Source organism: Xanthomonas sp. NCPPB 2632, from assembly GCF_041228075.2.
Lineage (GTDB): Bacteria > Pseudomonadota > Gammaproteobacteria > Xanthomonadales > Rhodanobacteraceae > Luteibacter.
The window spans coordinates 3403627-3419303 of the sequence record NZ_CM192979.1; the positions used below are offsets into that span (position 1 = coordinate 3403627).

The 15677-nt window shown below is 68.7% G+C and carries 17 protein-coding genes; 8 read left to right on the top strand and 9 right to left on the bottom strand.

The features are described from left to right. Positions 1-5: 5 nt before the first annotated feature. The 7 genes from AB8808_RS14465 to AB8808_RS14495 form a co-directional block, all read right to left on the bottom strand. The gene (locus AB8808_RS14465) at positions 6-464 is read right to left on the bottom strand and encodes a hypothetical protein (protein ID WP_036140633.1); all 459 of its coding nucleotides are present in this window, start codon (positions 462-464) and stop codon (positions 6-8) included. 52 nt (positions 465-516) lie between these two features. Then, a complete protein-coding gene (locus tag AB8808_RS14470; RefSeq protein ID WP_369930364.1) occupies positions 517-1494 on the bottom strand; it encodes a multidrug resistance efflux transporter family protein in 978 nt (325 codons plus the stop codon). A 51-nt stretch (positions 1495-1545) separates the two neighbouring features. Continuing rightward, a complete protein-coding gene (locus AB8808_RS14475; RefSeq protein ID WP_369930365.1) occupies positions 1546-1899 on the bottom strand; it encodes a hypothetical protein in 354 nt (117 codons plus the stop codon). A 56-nt stretch (positions 1900-1955) separates the two neighbouring features. Then, entirely contained in the window at positions 1956-2303 is a 348-nt protein-coding gene (locus tag AB8808_RS14480; RefSeq protein ID WP_369930366.1) for a hypothetical protein, read from the bottom strand. 469 nt (positions 2304-2772) lie between these two features. Continuing rightward, entirely contained in the window at positions 2773-4482 is a 1710-nt protein-coding gene (gene recJ, locus AB8808_RS14485; RefSeq protein WP_369930367.1) for a single-stranded-DNA-specific exonuclease RecJ, read from the bottom strand. Next, positions 4479-5387 carry a phosphoglycerate mutase gene (locus AB8808_RS14490; RefSeq protein WP_369930368.1) on the bottom strand — a complete coding sequence of 303 codons (909 nt, stop codon included), beginning with the start codon at positions 5385-5387 and terminating at the stop codon, positions 4479-4481. Before AB8808_RS14490 ends, recJ begins: the two co-directional genes overlap by 4 nt. A gap of 3 nt (positions 5388-5390) precedes the next feature. Further along, positions 5391-7280, bottom strand: a complete 1890-nt coding sequence (locus AB8808_RS14495; protein WP_369930369.1) for an ABC-F family ATP-binding cassette domain-containing protein — start codon at positions 7278-7280, stop codon at positions 5391-5393. Positions 7281-7394: 114 nt separating this feature from the next. On the opposite strand from AB8808_RS14495, the gene AB8808_RS14500 reads away from it, so the two are divergent. From AB8808_RS14500 to AB8808_RS14525, 6 genes are all read left to right on the top strand, one after another. After that, positions 7395-7736, top strand: coding sequence for a hypothetical protein (locus AB8808_RS14500; RefSeq protein ID WP_036140626.1), 342 nt, complete (start codon positions 7395-7397; stop codon positions 7734-7736). A 159-nt stretch (positions 7737-7895) separates the two neighbouring features. Then, positions 7896-8933, top strand: a complete 1038-nt coding sequence (locus AB8808_RS14505) for an agmatine deiminase family protein (RefSeq protein ID WP_369930370.1) — start codon at positions 7896-7898, stop codon at positions 8931-8933. Between the two features lie 11 nt (positions 8934-8944). Next, on the top strand, positions 8945-9835 hold the full coding sequence (locus tag AB8808_RS14510; RefSeq protein ID WP_285402127.1) for a carbon-nitrogen hydrolase: 891 nt from the start codon (positions 8945-8947) through the stop codon (positions 9833-9835). 25 nt (positions 9836-9860) lie between these two features. Then, positions 9861-11096, top strand: coding sequence for a TraB/GumN family protein (locus AB8808_RS14515; protein WP_369930371.1), 1236 nt, complete (start codon positions 9861-9863; stop codon positions 11094-11096). 96 nt (positions 11097-11192) lie between these two features. Continuing rightward, positions 11193-11513, top strand: a complete 321-nt coding sequence (locus tag AB8808_RS14520) for a c-type cytochrome (RefSeq protein WP_036140622.1) — start codon at positions 11193-11195, stop codon at positions 11511-11513. A 17-nt stretch (positions 11514-11530) separates the two neighbouring features. Then, a complete protein-coding gene (locus AB8808_RS14525) occupies positions 11531-11881 on the top strand; it encodes a c-type cytochrome (protein ID WP_369930372.1) in 351 nt (116 codons plus the stop codon). Positions 11882-11896: 15 nt separating this feature from the next. Here the strand turns inward: AB8808_RS14525 and AB8808_RS14530 are convergent, their stop codons facing one another. Beyond that, positions 11897-12484, bottom strand: a complete 588-nt coding sequence (locus AB8808_RS14530) for an NfuA family Fe-S biogenesis protein (protein WP_036140620.1) — start codon at positions 12482-12484, stop codon at positions 11897-11899. A 138-nt stretch (positions 12485-12622) separates the two neighbouring features. Between AB8808_RS14530 and AB8808_RS14535 the strand changes: the two genes are divergently transcribed. Continuing rightward, entirely contained in the window at positions 12623-12964 is a 342-nt protein-coding gene (locus AB8808_RS14535; protein ID WP_369930373.1) for a 4a-hydroxytetrahydrobiopterin dehydratase, read from the top strand. A gap of 31 nt (positions 12965-12995) precedes the next feature. Continuing rightward, a complete protein-coding gene (locus AB8808_RS14540) occupies positions 12996-14411 on the top strand; it encodes a CPBP family glutamic-type intramembrane protease (RefSeq protein WP_369930374.1) in 1416 nt (471 codons plus the stop codon). Positions 14412-14441: 30 nt separating this feature from the next. Here AB8808_RS14540 and AB8808_RS14545 read toward each other — a convergent pair whose 3' ends face one another. After that, complete coding sequence (locus AB8808_RS14545; protein WP_081916469.1) at positions 14442-15389, bottom strand: RluA family pseudouridine synthase; 948 nt, start codon at positions 15387-15389, stop codon at positions 14442-14444. Positions 15390-15677 lie beyond the last annotated feature (288 nt).

Consider the following 15677-nt stretch of genomic DNA (forward strand, 5'->3'; position numbering starts at 1 on the left):
TCGGCTCAGCGGGTGACGGTGCCGGTGTCGCCGCCATCCCACTGGATGGCCGCCGCCAGTTCCTCGTCGGTGAGGGCCAGGGCACCGGACCCGGCCTCGGTCTTGAGCGACAGCACATGGCCGTCGTGGCGGGACAATTCCCGCGCGCCCGAGCTCGCCATCGCATGCGCGCGTTCGTCGTCCGAAGACAACAGCACCAGAAGGGTCTTCGCGCCGGCCACGAAGCGCACGCCGCTGGTGGCGCCCGACTTCGCCAGCGCCGCGGAATCCAGCGGCACCGCCGTGACCTTGTCCGTCCAGCGCGGCGGCCCGACGAAGGTGTAACCCGCCGCTTCATCGCGCCAGGCGAAACGTTTCATCGGATCGGCCGCCGGGGCGCGCTGCCCGTGGGTACCCGGCGGGGTCTGCGCGGCCGAGGCGGCGAAGGTGCAACCAAGCAGGAAAGCGATGGCAAGGGGTTTCATGGCGCACCTCGGGAAGATAGGCGCAGCGTACGCTTCCCGTGTCTGGATGGCGTCAAGCGCCCCGGTCGGCATCCACCCCGTCGGGATCGGGCGAACCGTCCCGGCCACTCGCCCATGCGAACAGGGCAATGCCCACGACGATGGCCACGGCTCCGAAGGCCGCGAGCGGGCCGGGCAGCGACTCGTGCAGGAAGAGCACGCCGATGCCTGTGGCGAACAGCAGTTCGGCGGCCTGCATGGCCTCCACGCCGGCCAGCGCGGTGCCCTGGCGGCCGACCATCTCGGTGGCGTGGAAGAAGAGCACGGTGGCCACCACGCCCGAGGACAAGGCCACGCCGCCGGCCAGCAACACCTCCCGCAGGGACGGCGGCCCCAGGGAGGACCACGCCACGCCCGCGAACCCCAGCCACACCGGCGCGCTGGCCAGGGTCATCCCGAACACCCGCTGCACGGCGCCCAGCCGGGTGCCCGTGCGCTCCAGGTGCAGCAGGATCATCCGGTTGCCCAGCGGATACGCGAACGCGGCGAACACCACCGCGCCCACCGCCAACCAGGCGGAGGCATCCAGCGCACCCCGCGCGTGGCCGAACTGCAGCAGCATGACGCCCAGCACGATCAGCGCCCCGATCGACAGCGCACCGACCTGCCAGCGGGCGCGCTCGTCGCGATAGATAAAGGGCGCCAGCAGGGGCCCCGCCAGAACGGTGGTCTGGAAGCTACCCGCCACCAGCCACGACGGCCCGCTGCTGGCCGCCCAGGTCAGGGGTACGCCGAACAGCACGAAACCGACGCCGCTCCAGGTGAGCCAGGTGCGCGTATGCCCGCGCAGTTCCCGCGGCAGCGCGCCCAGCCCACCCCGGAAGGGCAGCACCACCGCCAGCAAGGGCAGCGTAATGAGATAACGCAGGATCACCGCCCATTGCCAATGCCCGCCCCCGCTGACCACGGCGCGATTGAGGACATAGGTGAGCGTGAAGAACAGCGCGGACAGCAGCGCGAGGGCGACCGCCCTGGAAGCACGGGAACGCATGGCATGACCTGGAACGAACAGGCCCCAGTGTGCCAGTCACCGTGCGCAACGTCAGCCGGCGTCGTCCACCGCCTCGTTGAGCTCGAGGAACAACTCCTGCAACTCGCCCCCGATGGGATGGCCGTCGATGCACAGCGTCACGTCGCCCTCGATACCCGCCACCGGGCAGCAGCCGTCGACGATGCCCAGCAGGTTGGCCGTGGTATCGATCATGGTATTGCAGATCACCTGGAGGAAGACTTCCTTGCCAGCCTCGTCCAGCCCGTTGAACAGTTCCAGCGCGTTCACCCAGTGCGGATCCACAGCGCGTTCGGCCGGCGTGGTGCGGAACAGTTCGGCGTAGACGGCGAGGTTGTCGCGGACCACGGCCTGCTGGAGGGCGGAGACGAAACACTCGGGAGACATGGCGCCACCTGCGACAAGACGATATGCAGCCTATGTGTGGGGGGTGTGCCCCCGGCTCAATGGCGCTCCCGCCCTTTTCGTCCTTCCCGCCTCGGCCGGCGCGACGCCGGCACGTAGCCCGGCCAGATGGCGTCGTAGAAATAACGCTCCAGGGCGCTGGGCGGCGCATAGGCCTGTACCGGTGGCGGAATCAGCTTGCGCAGCCGCGCCTCGTGGTGCTCGGCCCAGCGCGTCACCATGCGCTGCATCAGGGACATACCCCGCAGCACCGTCCCCTGCCCCTGCCGCGGCCCGTAGCGCCAACGCACCACCCAGCGCCCGTCCTGCGGACTGACCCGCGCGAACGGCCGCGTCGTCCCCTCGAGGACCGCGTACTGCCGCTCACCCATCCGTATCCAGTTCACCGTGGCCATGGCGCCGAGGTTAGGCGGGCGCCGTCTCAGATATGTGGACGGCGCGGCAGGTTTGCCTGAGGTTTTTCAGGCAAGTCGCTGGGCAGGGACGCGAAGAAGCCGAAGCCGTTGTCCTTGCATGGCGCGGCGAGGAGGCGCCGGGTGGTCACACTCTGCGCTCGGGCAGCGGCCGCAAGCGGCCGAACTCGCTCAGAGCGTAACCACCCAGCACCTCTGCGACGACAGAGGCAAGCGGGAGTGGAAAAGCAAAGCGTTGGCAACCTCGTGCGGCCCGCCCTGGAGATGCCGCTCCGTGCGACACCTCGAGCGTTGCTTTCCCGGCAACGCACCTCAGTCGTCAGGGAGGTGTCGGGTAGTCATCCTCTGAGCGAGTTCGGCCGCTTGCGGCCGCTGCCCGAGCGCAGAGGGTGACCACCCGACGCCTCCTCCCCGCACCCTACGAGGAAAGCGGCTTCGGCCCTTAAAGGGCTTCCATATGCGTCAGCAGCAACCGCACGCTTTCCCTGCCCTGCCAGTCGTTGACCGATAGCTCGTAGGCCACACGCATGCGCGCAGGCGGAGGCGTGCCCTCGTAGCAGTTGAACATCACCGCCTCCAGCGGCGCGCCGCCCTGGGTGTGCCGCAGTTGCAGGCGCAGGTGACGGCTGCCCATGGGTTTCCACGAGGCGCACTCGAAGTGGGCTTCGAACACCGGCGGCGGGAAGGCCTGGCCCCAGGGGCCGGCGTGGCGAAGCTGCTTCGCCAGGTCCAGGGTGTGGTCGCGGTAGTCCAGTTCACCGTCGGTGTGCACCAGCGCCTGGAGGTGATCGTCGTCGAGGTGGCGACGTGCGGCGGCGTCGAACGCCGTGGCGAAACGATCGAAATCGCGCGCCTGCAGGCTGAGGCCTGCGGCCATCGCATGGCCGCCGAAGCGCAGGATCAGGCCGGGATGCTTCGCGTCGATCTCGGCCAGCGCGTCGCGGATGTGGAAGCCGGGAATGGAGCGTGCGGAACCGCGCAGCTCGTCGGTGTCGTCGCCGGCCGGCGCGAAGGCCAGCACGGGGCGATGCAGTTTCTCTTTCAGCTTCGATGCGATCAGGCCGACGATGCCCGGATGCCAGCCTTCGTCGAACAACGCCACGCCTACGGCATCCACGTGCCGTGCCAGCGCCACCATGCGCTCGGCTTCCTCGACCATGCCCGCCTGCATTTCGCGACGTTCCTGGTTGATGCCGGAGAGTTGTTCCGCGTAGCGCCGCGCGATGCCCACCTCATCGGTCAGCAGGCAGGCCACGCCCAGCGACATGTCTTCGAGCCGCCCCGCCGCGTTGAGCCGCGGGCCGATGGCGAAGGCCAGGTCGGTCGCGGCGATGGTGGCCAGCGAGCGGCCGCTGGCTTCGATCAGCGCGGTGATGCCGGCGCAGGCCTTGCCGGCGCGCATGCGTTTCAGGCCGGCGTCGACCAGCACGCGGTTGTTGAAATCCAGCGGCACCAGATCGGCGACGGTGCCGAGCGCGACCAGGTCGAGCAGCGTGCCCAGGTCCGGCTCGCCTTGCGTGAACCGGCCGGCATCGCGCATCGCGGCGCGCAGCGACAGCAACAGGTAGAACATCACGCCGACGCCCGCCAGCGCCTTGCTCGGAAAACCGTCGTCGGCAAGGTTGGGGTTCACGATGGCATCGGCCTCGGGCAACGTGTCGCCCGGCAGGTGATGATCGGTAATCAGCACGCCGATGCCGCGTGCCCGTGCCGCGGCGACGCCGGCCACGCTGGCGATGCCGTTGTCGACGGTGACGATCAGGTCGGGCGACGGTTGCAGCGATGCCACCAGCGCTTCACTGAGGCCATAGCCATGCACGAAGCGGTTGGGCACCACATGCGCCACGTGCCGCGCACCCAGCAGACGCAGACCGCGCACGGCCACCGCCGTGCCGGTGGCGCCGTCACAATCGTAATCGCCGGCCACCACGATGTGCCGGTCGTTTGCGATGGCATCCATCAGCACCGCCACGGCACGGTCCATGCCGCCCAGCAGCGTCGGCGACAGCAGCCGCGCCAGGCGATGTTCCACGCCATCGGGCGTGCACACGCCACGCGCGGCATAGATGCGCTGGATGACGGGATGGACGTGCCCGGGCCAGCCGCTCGGCGGGGCCTCCGCCTCGCGTCGGCGCCACACGCGGCGCGTCATGGCTTGCGCCAGAACCGCAGTCGGTGGTGCTTGCGCAGCACCGTGCGCGTGCCGTCGGCGAAAGCGAGACAAAGCTCCGCGCCGTCTTCGAGCCGCGCCTGGATGGCAGGCCACCACGACCGTGCGAAATCGTCCGCATGCACGTCCTGCAGGTCGAGCAAGGTATATGGCGAGGCATCGCTGCCGACGAACGCGTTGCGCGCCTGCACGTCGACATCGGCCTTGTGGCCCAGCGACCAGGCCAGCAGGTCGTCGCTGTGGATACGCGACAAGCCGCACTCGATCCAGTCGGGCAGCACGCCCGGCCCCCACAGCCATACGCTGTTGACCGGCGGCAGGCCGCGCGAAGCACGCGCGTGGTTCACCGGATGGTTGTGCAACACCACCTGCGCCTCGTTGATCAGGGCACGCCAGCGCCGTCCGGCGTCGCCCTTGGGCAGCTGCTCGAAGAGATCGGCACCCAGCGCCTCTTCTGGCTCGGGGAAGGACGGCACGTCCACGTCAGCGGGCAGGCGCAGCTGCCAGTGCTGCGCATCGCCCATCTGCAGGCACATGCCTTCCGCCTCGAACGTTTCGGTCAGCGCGGCCACCAGGGCAGCCGACTCCTCGACCGTCAGCCCCAGGTTGCCGCACGCCAGCAGGCGCGCGCCGCTGAGCTCGGGCTGCACCCAGGCCGGATCGGCGGACAGCCATTGCGCCGTGCCTGCATCGCCGGCCACCGACTGACGGATCAGGGCGGCGGCGGGCAGCGGCCCGCCGGGCCAGCGAAAATATTCGGCCATCGCCGACAGGTAACCCGGAGCGGCGGCCGGCAACGTGCTGCCACGCGCCAGCCAGGTGGCGAACGGGGCCACGGTGGCGAGCTTGTCGCGCCCCGGCAACAACACGTTGAGGACGACGCCCACGCCTCAGTCCCCGATCTGCTCGAGGAGGCCCAGCCATTCCAGTTCCAGGGCTTCCTTCTCGCCGCGCAAGGTCGACTGGCGCTGGCTGAGATTCATCAGTTCCACCGTCGGGCCATCGTAGACCTTCGGATCGGCCAGTTTACCTTCCAGCGTGGCCAGTTCCTTGTCGAGCGTGGCGATCTGCGTCTCGATCTTCTTCACCCGCGCGCGCAGCGGTTTTTCCTTCTCGCGTTCCTCGGCGCTGAGCTTGCGTTTCTCCTTCGCGGAGGCCTGGATGGGCGCTTCCGCCGCGGCCGAGGCGACGGCGGCGGTCTTGCGCGTGGTGGCGCGCGAGCGCAGCCATTTCGCGTAGTCGTCCAGGTCACCGTCGAAGGCGTCGACGTTGCCGTCGGCGACACGCCAGAACTCGTCGCAGACCATGCCCAGCAGGTGACGATCGTGCGAGACCAGCACCAGTGCACCGTCGAACTCCGCCAGCGCGTCGGCCAGGGCCTCGCGCATGTCGAGGTCGAGATGGTTGGTCGGTTCGTCGAGCAGCAGCAGGTTGGGTTTGTCCCACGCGATCAGGGCCAGCGCCAGGCGCGCGCGCTCACCGCCGGAGAACTTGTCCACCGGCTCGAACACGCGATCGGCCGGGAAATTCCAGGTACCCAGGTAGTCGCGCAAGGCCTGCTGGCCGGCGGTGGGCGCCTTCTCCTGCAGGTGGTCGTACGCGCTCCAGCCTTCGTGCAGGCTTTCCACCGTGTGCTGGGCGAAATAGCCGATCTTCATGTCCTTGTGGAACGAGCGCTCGCCCGTGAGCGGCTCGAGTTCACCCACCAGCGACTTCACCATGGTGGACTTACCCGCGCCGTTCGGACCGAGCAGGCCGATGCGATCGCCGGCCTCCAGGCCGAAGGCCACGTCGCGCAGCACCACGTGCTCGCCGTAACCGGCGTCGATGTGGTCCAGCTGCAACATCGACGTGGGCAGGCGGTCCGGCGTGGGGAACGAGAAGCTGAAGGAGCGCTCGGCGCGCACGGCTTCCGTGCCGGCTAGTTTTTCCAGGCGCTTCATGCGCGACTGCGCCTGCTTGGCCTTGCTCGCCTTGGCCTTGAAGCGGTCGATGAAGGATTGCAGGTGGGCCCGCTCGGCCTGCTCGCGCACATGGGCGATCTGCTGCTGGCGCAGGTGCTCCGCGCGCTGGCGCTCGAAGGCGGTGTAGTTGCCGGTATAGAGCTTGGCCGTGCCGTCGTGCAGGTGCATCGTGTGCGAGATCACGCCGTCGAGGAATTCGCGATCGTGCGAGATGATCAGCAGCGTGCCGGGATAACGGCGCAGCCATTCCTCCAGCCACAGCACGGCGTCCAGATCTAGATGGTTGGTCGGTTCGTCCAGCAGCAGCAGGTCGGACGGCGCCATCAGCGCGCGGGCCAGGTTCAGGCGCACGCGCCAGCCGCCGGAGAACGACGCCACCGCGCGCTCGTGGGTATCAGGGCTGAAGCCCAGCCCGTGCATCAGCCGGCCGGCGCGCGCGCGGGCGTCGTAGCCGTTCAGTTCCTCGATGCGCTGGTTGGCTACCGCGACGGCTTCGTAGTCTTCCCGCTCGTAGGCTTCCGCCTCGGCCTTCAGGACGGCCGCCACCTCCACATCGCCGCCCAGCACGTAGTCGATGGCGGGGTCCGGCAGCGCGGGGGTTTCCTGCGCGACCGAGGCGAGGCGGACCTTGGACGGCATGTCCAGGTCGCCCACTTCCGGCTCGAGCTCGCCCTTGAGGGCGGCGAACAGGGTGGACTTGCCACAGCCGTTACGGCCGATGACGCCGAGGCTCCACCCGCTCTGAATGGTGAGGTCCATCTGCGACAGCAGGGTGCGGCTGCCCCGGCGAAGGGCAAGATTGCGGAACGAGATCATGAATTGGGCAAACTGGCGGCTGGCGACCGCCCATGATAGCCGCCCCATGGCGTGTGTGGAGGCGATCTGTTAAAACGGCGTCTTGCGCCGCATGGGGAGCGCGCCGGAGCCATCATGAACACCTTCAAGCCTGTTTTCCTCGCGACCGCCCTGGCCGTCGCGTTCGCCGCCCTGGCCCCGGTCGCCCACGCCGGCGACAGCCTGCTGGTCAACCGCGTGCAGCAGGAGCAGGCCATGAACCTGCCCCGCAAGGGCATGAGCATGGCCCAGGTGGAGCGCCAGTTCGGTACGCCCACCTCGAAGCTGGACGCCCGCGGCGGCGGCAGCGCGAAGCAGCCGGTGATCAACCGGTGGATGTATCCGGGCTACATCGTGTATTTCGAGCGCAGCCATGTGGTGCATGCCGTGTTGAATACGCCGGCGGGGAACAATGTGAATCCGCAGGGTTCGCGGTGAGGGGCTGTAGGCTGGATTGAGGATACGGGGATCGCGCACATCGTGCGCTCCTACACCGGGGGGTGCGGCACCGGGTGGTGCGGCAAACGGCGCGGGTGTGTGGTGGGTGGGGTGGAGGCTTTACACTAGCGGGCTTACCCCTTGCCGCCGTTGCCCGCCATGACCGACCGTAGCTCGTATCGCCTGCCCGCCGAATGGGAGCCGCAGGCCGGCGTCCTGATCGCCTGGCCCCACGCGGGCACCGACTGGGCCAATCGCCTGGCCGACGTCGAGACCACCTACGTGGCGCTGGCCGCGGCCGTCACCCGCTTCGAACCGCTGCATGTGATCGTGGCCGATGCCGCGCTGCGTGAGCGTGCGCGCCAGGCCGTCGAGCACGCCGGTGCCGACATGGCTCGCCTGCACTTCATCGAACTGCCCTACGACGACACCTGGCTGCGCGATTCGGGCCCGATCACCCTGACCGGTCCGGATGGCGTGCTGCTGAACGACTACCGGTTCACCGGCTGGGGCGGCAAGTTCGGCGCCGACCAGGACGACGCGCTGATCGCCGGCCTGCTCGAGCGCGGCGTGCTGTCGGGGCTGCCGCACCGGCGCATCGACTGGGCCCTGGAAGGCGGCGGCATCGAGAGCGACGGCCGCGGCACCGTGCTCACCACGTGGAAGTGCCTCGCCCAGCGCCACCCCACGCTATCCCGCGAGACGATGACCGACACCCTGGCCACCACCCTGCACGCCGACCGCGTGCTGTGGCTGGACCACGGTTACCTTGAAGGCGACGACACCGACGCCCATATCGATACGTTGGCGCGCTTCTCCGAGGACGGTGGCATCGTGTACCAGGCATGCGACGACAGCGCCGATCCGCACTTCGCGGAACTGGGCACGATGGCCGATGAACTGGCCGCGCTGCGGACGCCGGAAGGCACGCCGTATCCGTTGCACCCGCTGCCGTGGGCGCAGCCGATCCTCGATGAAGGTCGTCGACTCGCGGCGTCCTACGCCAACTACCTGATCGTCAACGGCGCCGTGCTGGTGCCGTCGTATGGCGACGCCCGGGATGACGAAGCCGCACGCATCATCGGGCTCGCCCACCCCAGCCGTGAGGTAGTGCAGGTGCCATGCCGTCCGTTGATCTGGCAGAACGGCAGCTTGCATTGCATCACCATGCAGCTTCCCGCCGCCGTCGCCGCCTGAAGGAGCCCCTCATGTCCCGCACCACCCTCAAGGTCGCCCTGCTCCAGGAAACCGATCGCGGCAGCCGCGACGCCAACCTCGACGCGATCGAGCAAGGCCTGCGCGATGCCGCCGCGGCCGGCGTCGAGCTGGTGCTGCTGCAGGAACTGCACAACGGCCCGTACTTCTGCCAGCACGAGAACGTCGACCTGTTCGACCTCGCCGAGACCATCCCCGGGCCGAGCACCGAGCGCCTGGGCCGGCTGGCCGAGGAACTGAAACTCGTCGTCGTCGCCTCGCTGTTCGAGAAACGCGCCACCGGCCTGTACCACAACACGGCCGTGGTCTTCGATCGCTCGCGCGCCATCGCCGGCAAGTACCGCAAGATGCACATCCCCGACGACCCGGCGTTCTACGAGAAGTTCTACTTCACGCCGGGCGACCTGGGTTTCGATCCCATCCCCACCTCGGTCGGCAAGCTCGGCGTGCTGGTCTGCTGGGACCAGTGGTACCCCGAAGCCGCGCGCATGATGGCGCTGGCCGGTGCGGACATCCTGTTCTATCCCACCGCCATCGGCTGGGACCCGAAAGACACCGACGACGAGAAGGCACGCCAGCGCGAGGCGTGGATCACCGTGCAGCGCGGCCATGCCGTGGCCAACGGCCTGCCCCTGCTCGCCTGCAACCGCACCGGCTACGAGGCCGACCCCACCGCCGTCGGCAACGGCATCCAGTTCTGGGGCTCCAGTTTCGTGGCCGGGCCGCAGGGCGAATTCCTCGCCCAGGCCGGCACCGAGGGTCGCGAGCTGCTGATCGTGGATGTCGACATGCAGCGCAGCGAGCACGTGCGTCGCATCTGGCCGTTCCTGCGCGATCGCCGCATCGATGCCTACGGCGACCTCACCAAGCGCTTCCGCGACTAAGCCCCAGCCCAGGACAACCGAGCGCATGATTCCCGCCGAGCACGACGTCACACCGCATCCCGCACTGGACGGCCAGCCCATCGAGCGCATGACGCGCGACGGCGTCGACTACGTCATCCTCGGCACGGCGCACGTGTCACGCGCCAGCGTGCAGGCGGTGGATGCGCTGCTGGAACGCGAACACTTCGACGCGGTGGCCGTGGAGCTCTGCGCCAGTCGCGCGCACGGCATCCGCGACCCGGAAGCTTTCAAGCAGATGGATCTCTTCCAGGTGATCCGCCAGGGCAAGGCCGGCATGGTCGCCGCCAGTCTGGTGCTCGGCGGCTTCCAGAAACGCCTGGCCGCGCAGTACGGCATCGAGCCCGGCGCGGAAATGAAGGCCGCGATGGATGGCGCCGACGCACGCGGCATCCCGGTGTGGCTGGTCGATCGCGAAGTGGGCACCACCCTCAAGCGCGCCTGGCGCAGCGTCGGTTTCTTCCAGCGCTTCGGCCTGATGGCCGGCATGCTGGGCAGCGTGTTCGAACGCGAGGAAATCGCCGAGGCGGACATCGAGAAACTCAAGCAGTCCGACCTGCTGGAAAGCGCGTTCAGCGATTTCGCGAAGGACTCCGCGCCGCTGTACCGCGCGCTGATTGCGGAGCGCGACGAATTCATGGCCGCGCGCCTGCGCGAAAACGGCCAGCGCATGGATGCCGCCGCGCCCGCGCGCACCGTGCTGGTCGTCATCGGCGCGGGCCACCTCAAGGGCATGAGCCACCAGTTGGCGGAGCAGCACGGCGACGCGCGCGCCACCGCCGACGAGCTGGCCGTCACCCCGCCGGCCTCGCCGTGGCCCAAGGTGTTCGCCGTGGGCCTGGTGCTGGCGATCTTCGCCGCCATCGGCTTCGCGTTCTACCGCAGCCCCAGCCTGGGCGCCGACGCGGTGAAGAGCTGGGTGCTGCTCACGGGCGGGTTGTCCGCCCTCGGCGCGCTGATCGCCGGCGGCCATCCGCTGTCCATCGTCGCCGCGTTCGTGGCCGGCCCGCTGAAACCGTTCCGCCCGGGCATTCCTTCCGGTGCGTTCAGCGCCATGGCCGAGGCATGGGTCCGCAAACCCCGCGTGATCGACTTCGAGCACCTGCGCGACGACATCACCCACTGGACCGGCTGGTGGAAGAATCGCGTGGCCCGCACCCTGCTGAACTTCTTCCTGGTCTGCGTCGGCACCATCGCCGGCGAGTACATCGCTGGCTTCCACATCCTCAAAAGTCTTTTCTGACCTGCACTTACGCCCGAGTTGTTCCACCTTGCGACAGCCCTCTATACTTCGACGGCTGTTCAACCCCGGCCCCGACCGGCACCCAGGGAACTCTTAATGAAGCGTCTGCATCTGATTGGCCTGATCGCTGTAGCTCTGTGCGCCGCATCCGCCGCGCATGCCGAAGGAGACAAGGCCAGGGGGCGGACGCTGGTCTACACCTGCAATGGCTGCCACGGCGTACCGGGTTATGCCAATGCGTATCCCGAGTACCACGTGCCGCATATCGGCGGCCAGAATGAGCAATACCTCGTCAACGCCCTGAAGGCCTACAAGAGCGGCGAGCGCACTCACCCAACGATGGGCGCCCAGGCGCAGAGCATGTCCGACCAGGACATCGACGACATCGCCGCCTACCTTTCCAGTCTCGCCAAGTAAGCCGCCGAGGACGAATGATGATCCGTGGGTTTTCCCTGATTGCCATCGGCGCGATCTTCGCGCTGACCGCCACCTCGAGCTTCGCCGCCGGCGACCCGGCCCGCGGCAAGACCAAGATCGCCACCTGCGTGGCCTGCCACGGCCAGGACGGCAACTCCGTCGATCCGCAGTACCCGCGCCTGGCCGGCCAGTACGCCGACTACCTTGCGCAGGCGCTGCACGAGTACAAGGACGGGCGCCGCAACAACGCCATCATGAAGGGCTTCGCCGCAACGCTGTCCGACCAGGACATCGACGACGTGTCGGCGTACTTCGCCACGATGCCGACGAAGCTGCAGGGCCTGGAACACCACATCCAGGGCGACTGACCCATCGGGCCGTACTTACGCCTTGGCGAAGTACGGCGTGTCGCCGGTCTCGTGGTCGGTGACGTCGCGCACCTCGGTAATTTCCGGCACGCGCTCGCGCAGGGTCTTCTCCACGCCGTTCTTCAGCGTGACATCGACCATGCCGCAACCGTGGCAGCCGCCGCCGAAGCGCAGCACCACCACGCCTTCGGCGGTGACCTCCACCAATGAGATGCGGCCGCCATGCGAGGCGATCTGCGGCGCGACCTCCGACTCCAGCACGAACGTCACCCGCTCCACGATGCCGGCGCCTTCGCCCGGCGCATCGCCCTTGATCCGCGGTGCGCGGATATTGAGCTGGCTGCCGGTGGCGTGGGTTTCGTAGTCGATGTTGGCCGGGTCGAGCCAGCGCATGCTCTCGCTGTCGACATAGAGGTTGAAGCCGGTGCACTCGACGGTCCATTCGTCGCCGGTGAGTTCCGTGGCGTCGCAGAACTCCAGCTCGCACTGTGCGGCAGGCGTGCCCGCCTCGACCACGCGCAGGCGGATACCGAGGCCGTCGCCGCCCTGCTGGGCGAGCAACCGCTGGAAATGCGCCTGGGCGCGCTCCGAAATATCGATCATGATCACTCCGAATCCGGTACCGGCGTGGGGACGCCGGAATACAGCACCATTCTAGTACTGTTTAGTCCAGGGCGCCGCCTTTTGACAATTCCAGCCGGAGCGCCGACGCTTCGCGCTTTCCCCGGACGGACCTTCCCCATGTCGCTTTCCCCGCTCGCCTCCCAGCACTGCCAGCCGCGCAAGGGCGCGGAGAACGCGCTCGATCGGGCCACCCTCGACGAGCACCTGGCCACCCTGCCCGGCTGGTCGGTCACCGCCGACGGCAAGGCCATCGTCAAGGACTTCACCTTCCCGGATTTCCGCCACACCCTGGGCTTCATCAACGCCGTCGGCTTCATGGCCAACCAGGAAGACCACCACCCCGATCTCGAAGCCGGCTACGGCCACTGTCAGGTGCTGTGGTCCACCCACGACGTGGGCGGCCTCTCGCTCAACGACGTGATCTGTGCGGCGCGGGTCGAGGCGCTGCTCGATCGCTGACGTGCCGCCACGCGCCGCCGGTTGGGCCCCCATGGCGACGGTGGTCGCGGCCATCGTCATGGCCGTCGCCCTGCTTTTTATTGTCTTGCCGCGCTTTGCCGCCTCGGTGGTCCACACGGCCATCGAGCGCGACAGCGCCGTCGACCGCGCCGCTTTCGCCCGCGGCCAGTCCCCCTGGGCATGGCGTTTCCGCGATGCCGGGGATGTCGTGGCGGGACGCGCCTTCGGCGCAGGCAAGCTGTCGTCCTCGACCCGGGGGGTGGCGGTACAGGCCATGGCCGCCACCGGTTTCGAGATCGGCCTGCCGCTGCGTCGGGATGCGGACCTCGCACGAACCGCGGTATTCCACCTGGATGCCGAGGCGAACGCCCCGGGCCGCTACGGCCTGACGGTCCGCCAGACGCTGGACAGTCCGGGCCTGCGTGCCGAGCTGGGCACGCTGGGACCCGGCCCACTGGTGTCGACCGCCGTGAGGCTGGACCGGCTCGCCTGGACCGACGAGCGCGGCGCGGCCATGCCGGCGCCCCACCGCGTGGCGATGCTGCGCCTGCGCGTACAACTGCCCGTCGGCGAGACGCTCACCCTTCGCGACGCCCGCCTAGCATCGACCGACGAACCAGCGGCGCCTGCCCTTGCCACGACCGGCCTGCCGACCGGCCTCACCGCCGAAGCCCTGCTTGGCTGGCGCGACGAGGCACGTGCCCGCGATGCCCTGGTGATCTTCGGCGACGGCGACACCCCACCCCGAGCGGCGGATGCCCCCGGCGCCGACGGCACCGCGTCGGGCTGGAAGGCCTGGCTTCTCCCTTCGCTTTACCTGCTTCTGCTGATTGCCCGCCACCGTTTGCGCCGTGGCAGCGCCGGGCCGACGGACGCCTTGCTCGCCGTGCTCGGACCCGTCGCCTTCATCGCCGGCCTGGGGCTGTCGTTTCACCCGGCCCCGAGCGAGGTGGCGATGTTCGCCATCGGCGTGGCCTACGCGGCCCTGCTCGCAGGGCAATGTCGACTGCCCCCGTGGGGCTGGCCGGGCGGCTGGCGTGTCGCCTGGGTGCCCGCGCTCGCCCTGCCCGCGGCGCTCGTCGTGGCCGCCATCGCCGGTCATGCTCCCGTGTGGCCCCCGATCGGACGCGTGCTGGTTTATCTGGCCTGGGCCACGTTCCAGCAGTGGCTGATCCTGGCCGTGGTGGCGGCCCTGCTCGACCGCGTGTGGCCGCGCCCGCTCGCCATCCTGGGGGCGGCCACCGTGTTCGCCCTGCTGCACACGCCCAACGGCCTGCTGATGCAGCTGTGCTTCGTCGGCGAACTGGGCTGGGCCTGGTGGTACCTGCGCCACCGCGCGCTGGTGCCGGTGGCGGTGGCGCATGCACTGAGCGCGGTGGTCCTGCAGGCCTGCGTCAGCGGCGGCGCGTTGCGGTCGCTGGAAGTCAGCGCCCGCTACCTGGGCTAGGCAGGGGCCGCCGCAACCATGGGCGCGGGATCAGCCGCGCAGGTTGTTCAGGAAAACCTTCAGATCGTCGGGCAACGGCGAAGAAAAATCGTAGTTCTTGCCGCCAAGATCGAAACTCATGCGCGCGGCGTGTAGGAACATCCGTTTCAACCCCTTGGCCCGCAGCCGCTTGTTGGCTTCCTCGTCGCCGTACTTGGGGTCGCCCGCCAGCGGATGCCCGACATACTGGGCGTGCACGCGGATCTGGTGGGTGCGCCCCGTGCCCAGCGTGGCCTGCATGAGGCGCGAGCCGGGGTACTGCTCCATCTCCTGGAAGAAGGTGAGCGACGGCTTGCCGCCGTCGTCCACCCGCACCAGGCGCTCGCCGCCGTGCATGACCGACTTCAGCAGCGGCGCGTTGACGTCGAACTTGGCCTTGCGCGGCGTGCCGGTCATCAGGCAGAGGTATTGCTTGGTCACCTCGTTCTCGCGGATCAGCGCCTGCAGGCCGGTCAGGCCCGGGCGGGAACGCGCCAGCACCAGCACACCGCTGGTGTCCCGGTCCAGCCGGTGAACCAGTTCCAGGTGCTCCGTAGGGCGCGCCGCGCGCAGCAGCTCGATCGCCCCGTGGCTGACCCCGCTGCCGCCATGAGCGGCGATGCCCACGGGCTTGTCGATCACGAGGAAGTGCTTGTCCTCGAAGATGACCGAGTCGGCCACGGCTCTCACCATGCCGGAGGGAGCCACCGTCTCATCGCGCTCCGCGACGCGCACCGGCGGAATACGCAGCATGTCGCCGGCGGCCAGGCGCGTTTCCGGCTTGGCGCGCTTGCCATTGATGCGGACCTGACCGGTTCGGAGGATGCGATAGACGAGACTGCGCGGCACCCCCTTCAGGAGGGTAAGCAGCGCGTTGTCCACGCGCTGGCCGTCCCGCTCGGGTCCGATTTCGACGATGCGCACACCTTGGCCGCCGTCGAGGGAAGTTGCCGTCTGCATTGATAAAACTCGAAATTGATAGGATACTCGGCCAGCGCCAGGCTCCGCTGAAGACTTATCTCTCGCGGGGTGCCTGTACCGTCACGTAAGGCGAGTGTCGCGCGGGTCCGTCCAGGGAGACGGAACGCGAAGACACCCCACATCGTAACGGTTCGGGTTGCGGTTGTCCGGCTAATCCGTAGGGACGCGGACCGGTTGCAAGGCGCTTATCACGAATCACGCCGGGTCCAGGCATCGGTCCCGGATCCCATGCCGCTTGAAGCCTCACCGCTGCGGCGCGATCCCCGG

What these genes read in the sequence shown, in the direction of transcription:
- AB8808_RS14465 (WP_036140633.1), bottom strand. Translation starts at nt 464, where the DNA reads ATGAAACCCCTTGCCATCGCTTTCCTGCTTGGTTGCACCTTCGCCGCC.
- AB8808_RS14470 (WP_369930364.1), bottom strand. Translation starts at nt 1,494, where the DNA reads ATGCGTTCCCGTGCTTCCAGGGCGGTCGCCCTCGCGCTGCTGTCCGCG.
- AB8808_RS14475 (WP_369930365.1), bottom strand. Translation starts at nt 1,899, where the DNA reads ATGTCTCCCGAGTGTTTCGTCTCCGCCCTCCAGCAGGCCGTGGTCCGC.
- recJ (WP_369930367.1), bottom strand. Translation starts at nt 4,482, where the DNA reads ATGACGCGCCGCGTGTGGCGCCGACGCGAGGCGGAGGCCCCGCCGAGC.
- AB8808_RS14495 (WP_369930369.1), bottom strand. Translation starts at nt 7,280, where the DNA reads ATGATCTCGTTCCGCAATCTTGCCCTTCGCCGGGGCAGCCGCACCCTG.
- AB8808_RS14500 (WP_036140626.1), top strand. Translation starts at nt 7,395, where the DNA reads ATGAACACCTTCAAGCCTGTTTTCCTCGCGACCGCCCTGGCCGTCGCG.
- AB8808_RS14505 (WP_369930370.1), top strand. Translation starts at nt 7,896, where the DNA reads ATGACCGACCGTAGCTCGTATCGCCTGCCCGCCGAATGGGAGCCGCAG.
- AB8808_RS14510 (WP_285402127.1), top strand. Translation starts at nt 8,945, where the DNA reads ATGTCCCGCACCACCCTCAAGGTCGCCCTGCTCCAGGAAACCGATCGC.
- AB8808_RS14515 (WP_369930371.1), top strand. Translation starts at nt 9,861, where the DNA reads ATGATTCCCGCCGAGCACGACGTCACACCGCATCCCGCACTGGACGGC.
- AB8808_RS14520 (WP_036140622.1), top strand. Translation starts at nt 11,193, where the DNA reads ATGAAGCGTCTGCATCTGATTGGCCTGATCGCTGTAGCTCTGTGCGCC.
- AB8808_RS14525 (WP_369930372.1), top strand. Translation starts at nt 11,531, where the DNA reads ATGATCCGTGGGTTTTCCCTGATTGCCATCGGCGCGATCTTCGCGCTG.
- AB8808_RS14530 (WP_036140620.1), bottom strand. Translation starts at nt 12,484, where the DNA reads ATGATCGATATTTCGGAGCGCGCCCAGGCGCATTTCCAGCGGTTGCTC.
- AB8808_RS14535 (WP_369930373.1), top strand. Translation starts at nt 12,623, where the DNA reads ATGTCGCTTTCCCCGCTCGCCTCCCAGCACTGCCAGCCGCGCAAGGGC.
- AB8808_RS14540 (WP_369930374.1), top strand. Translation starts at nt 12,996, where the DNA reads ATGGCGACGGTGGTCGCGGCCATCGTCATGGCCGTCGCCCTGCTTTTT.
- AB8808_RS14545 (WP_081916469.1), bottom strand. Translation starts at nt 15,389, where the DNA reads ATGCAGACGGCAACTTCCCTCGACGGCGGCCAAGGTGTGCGCATCGTC.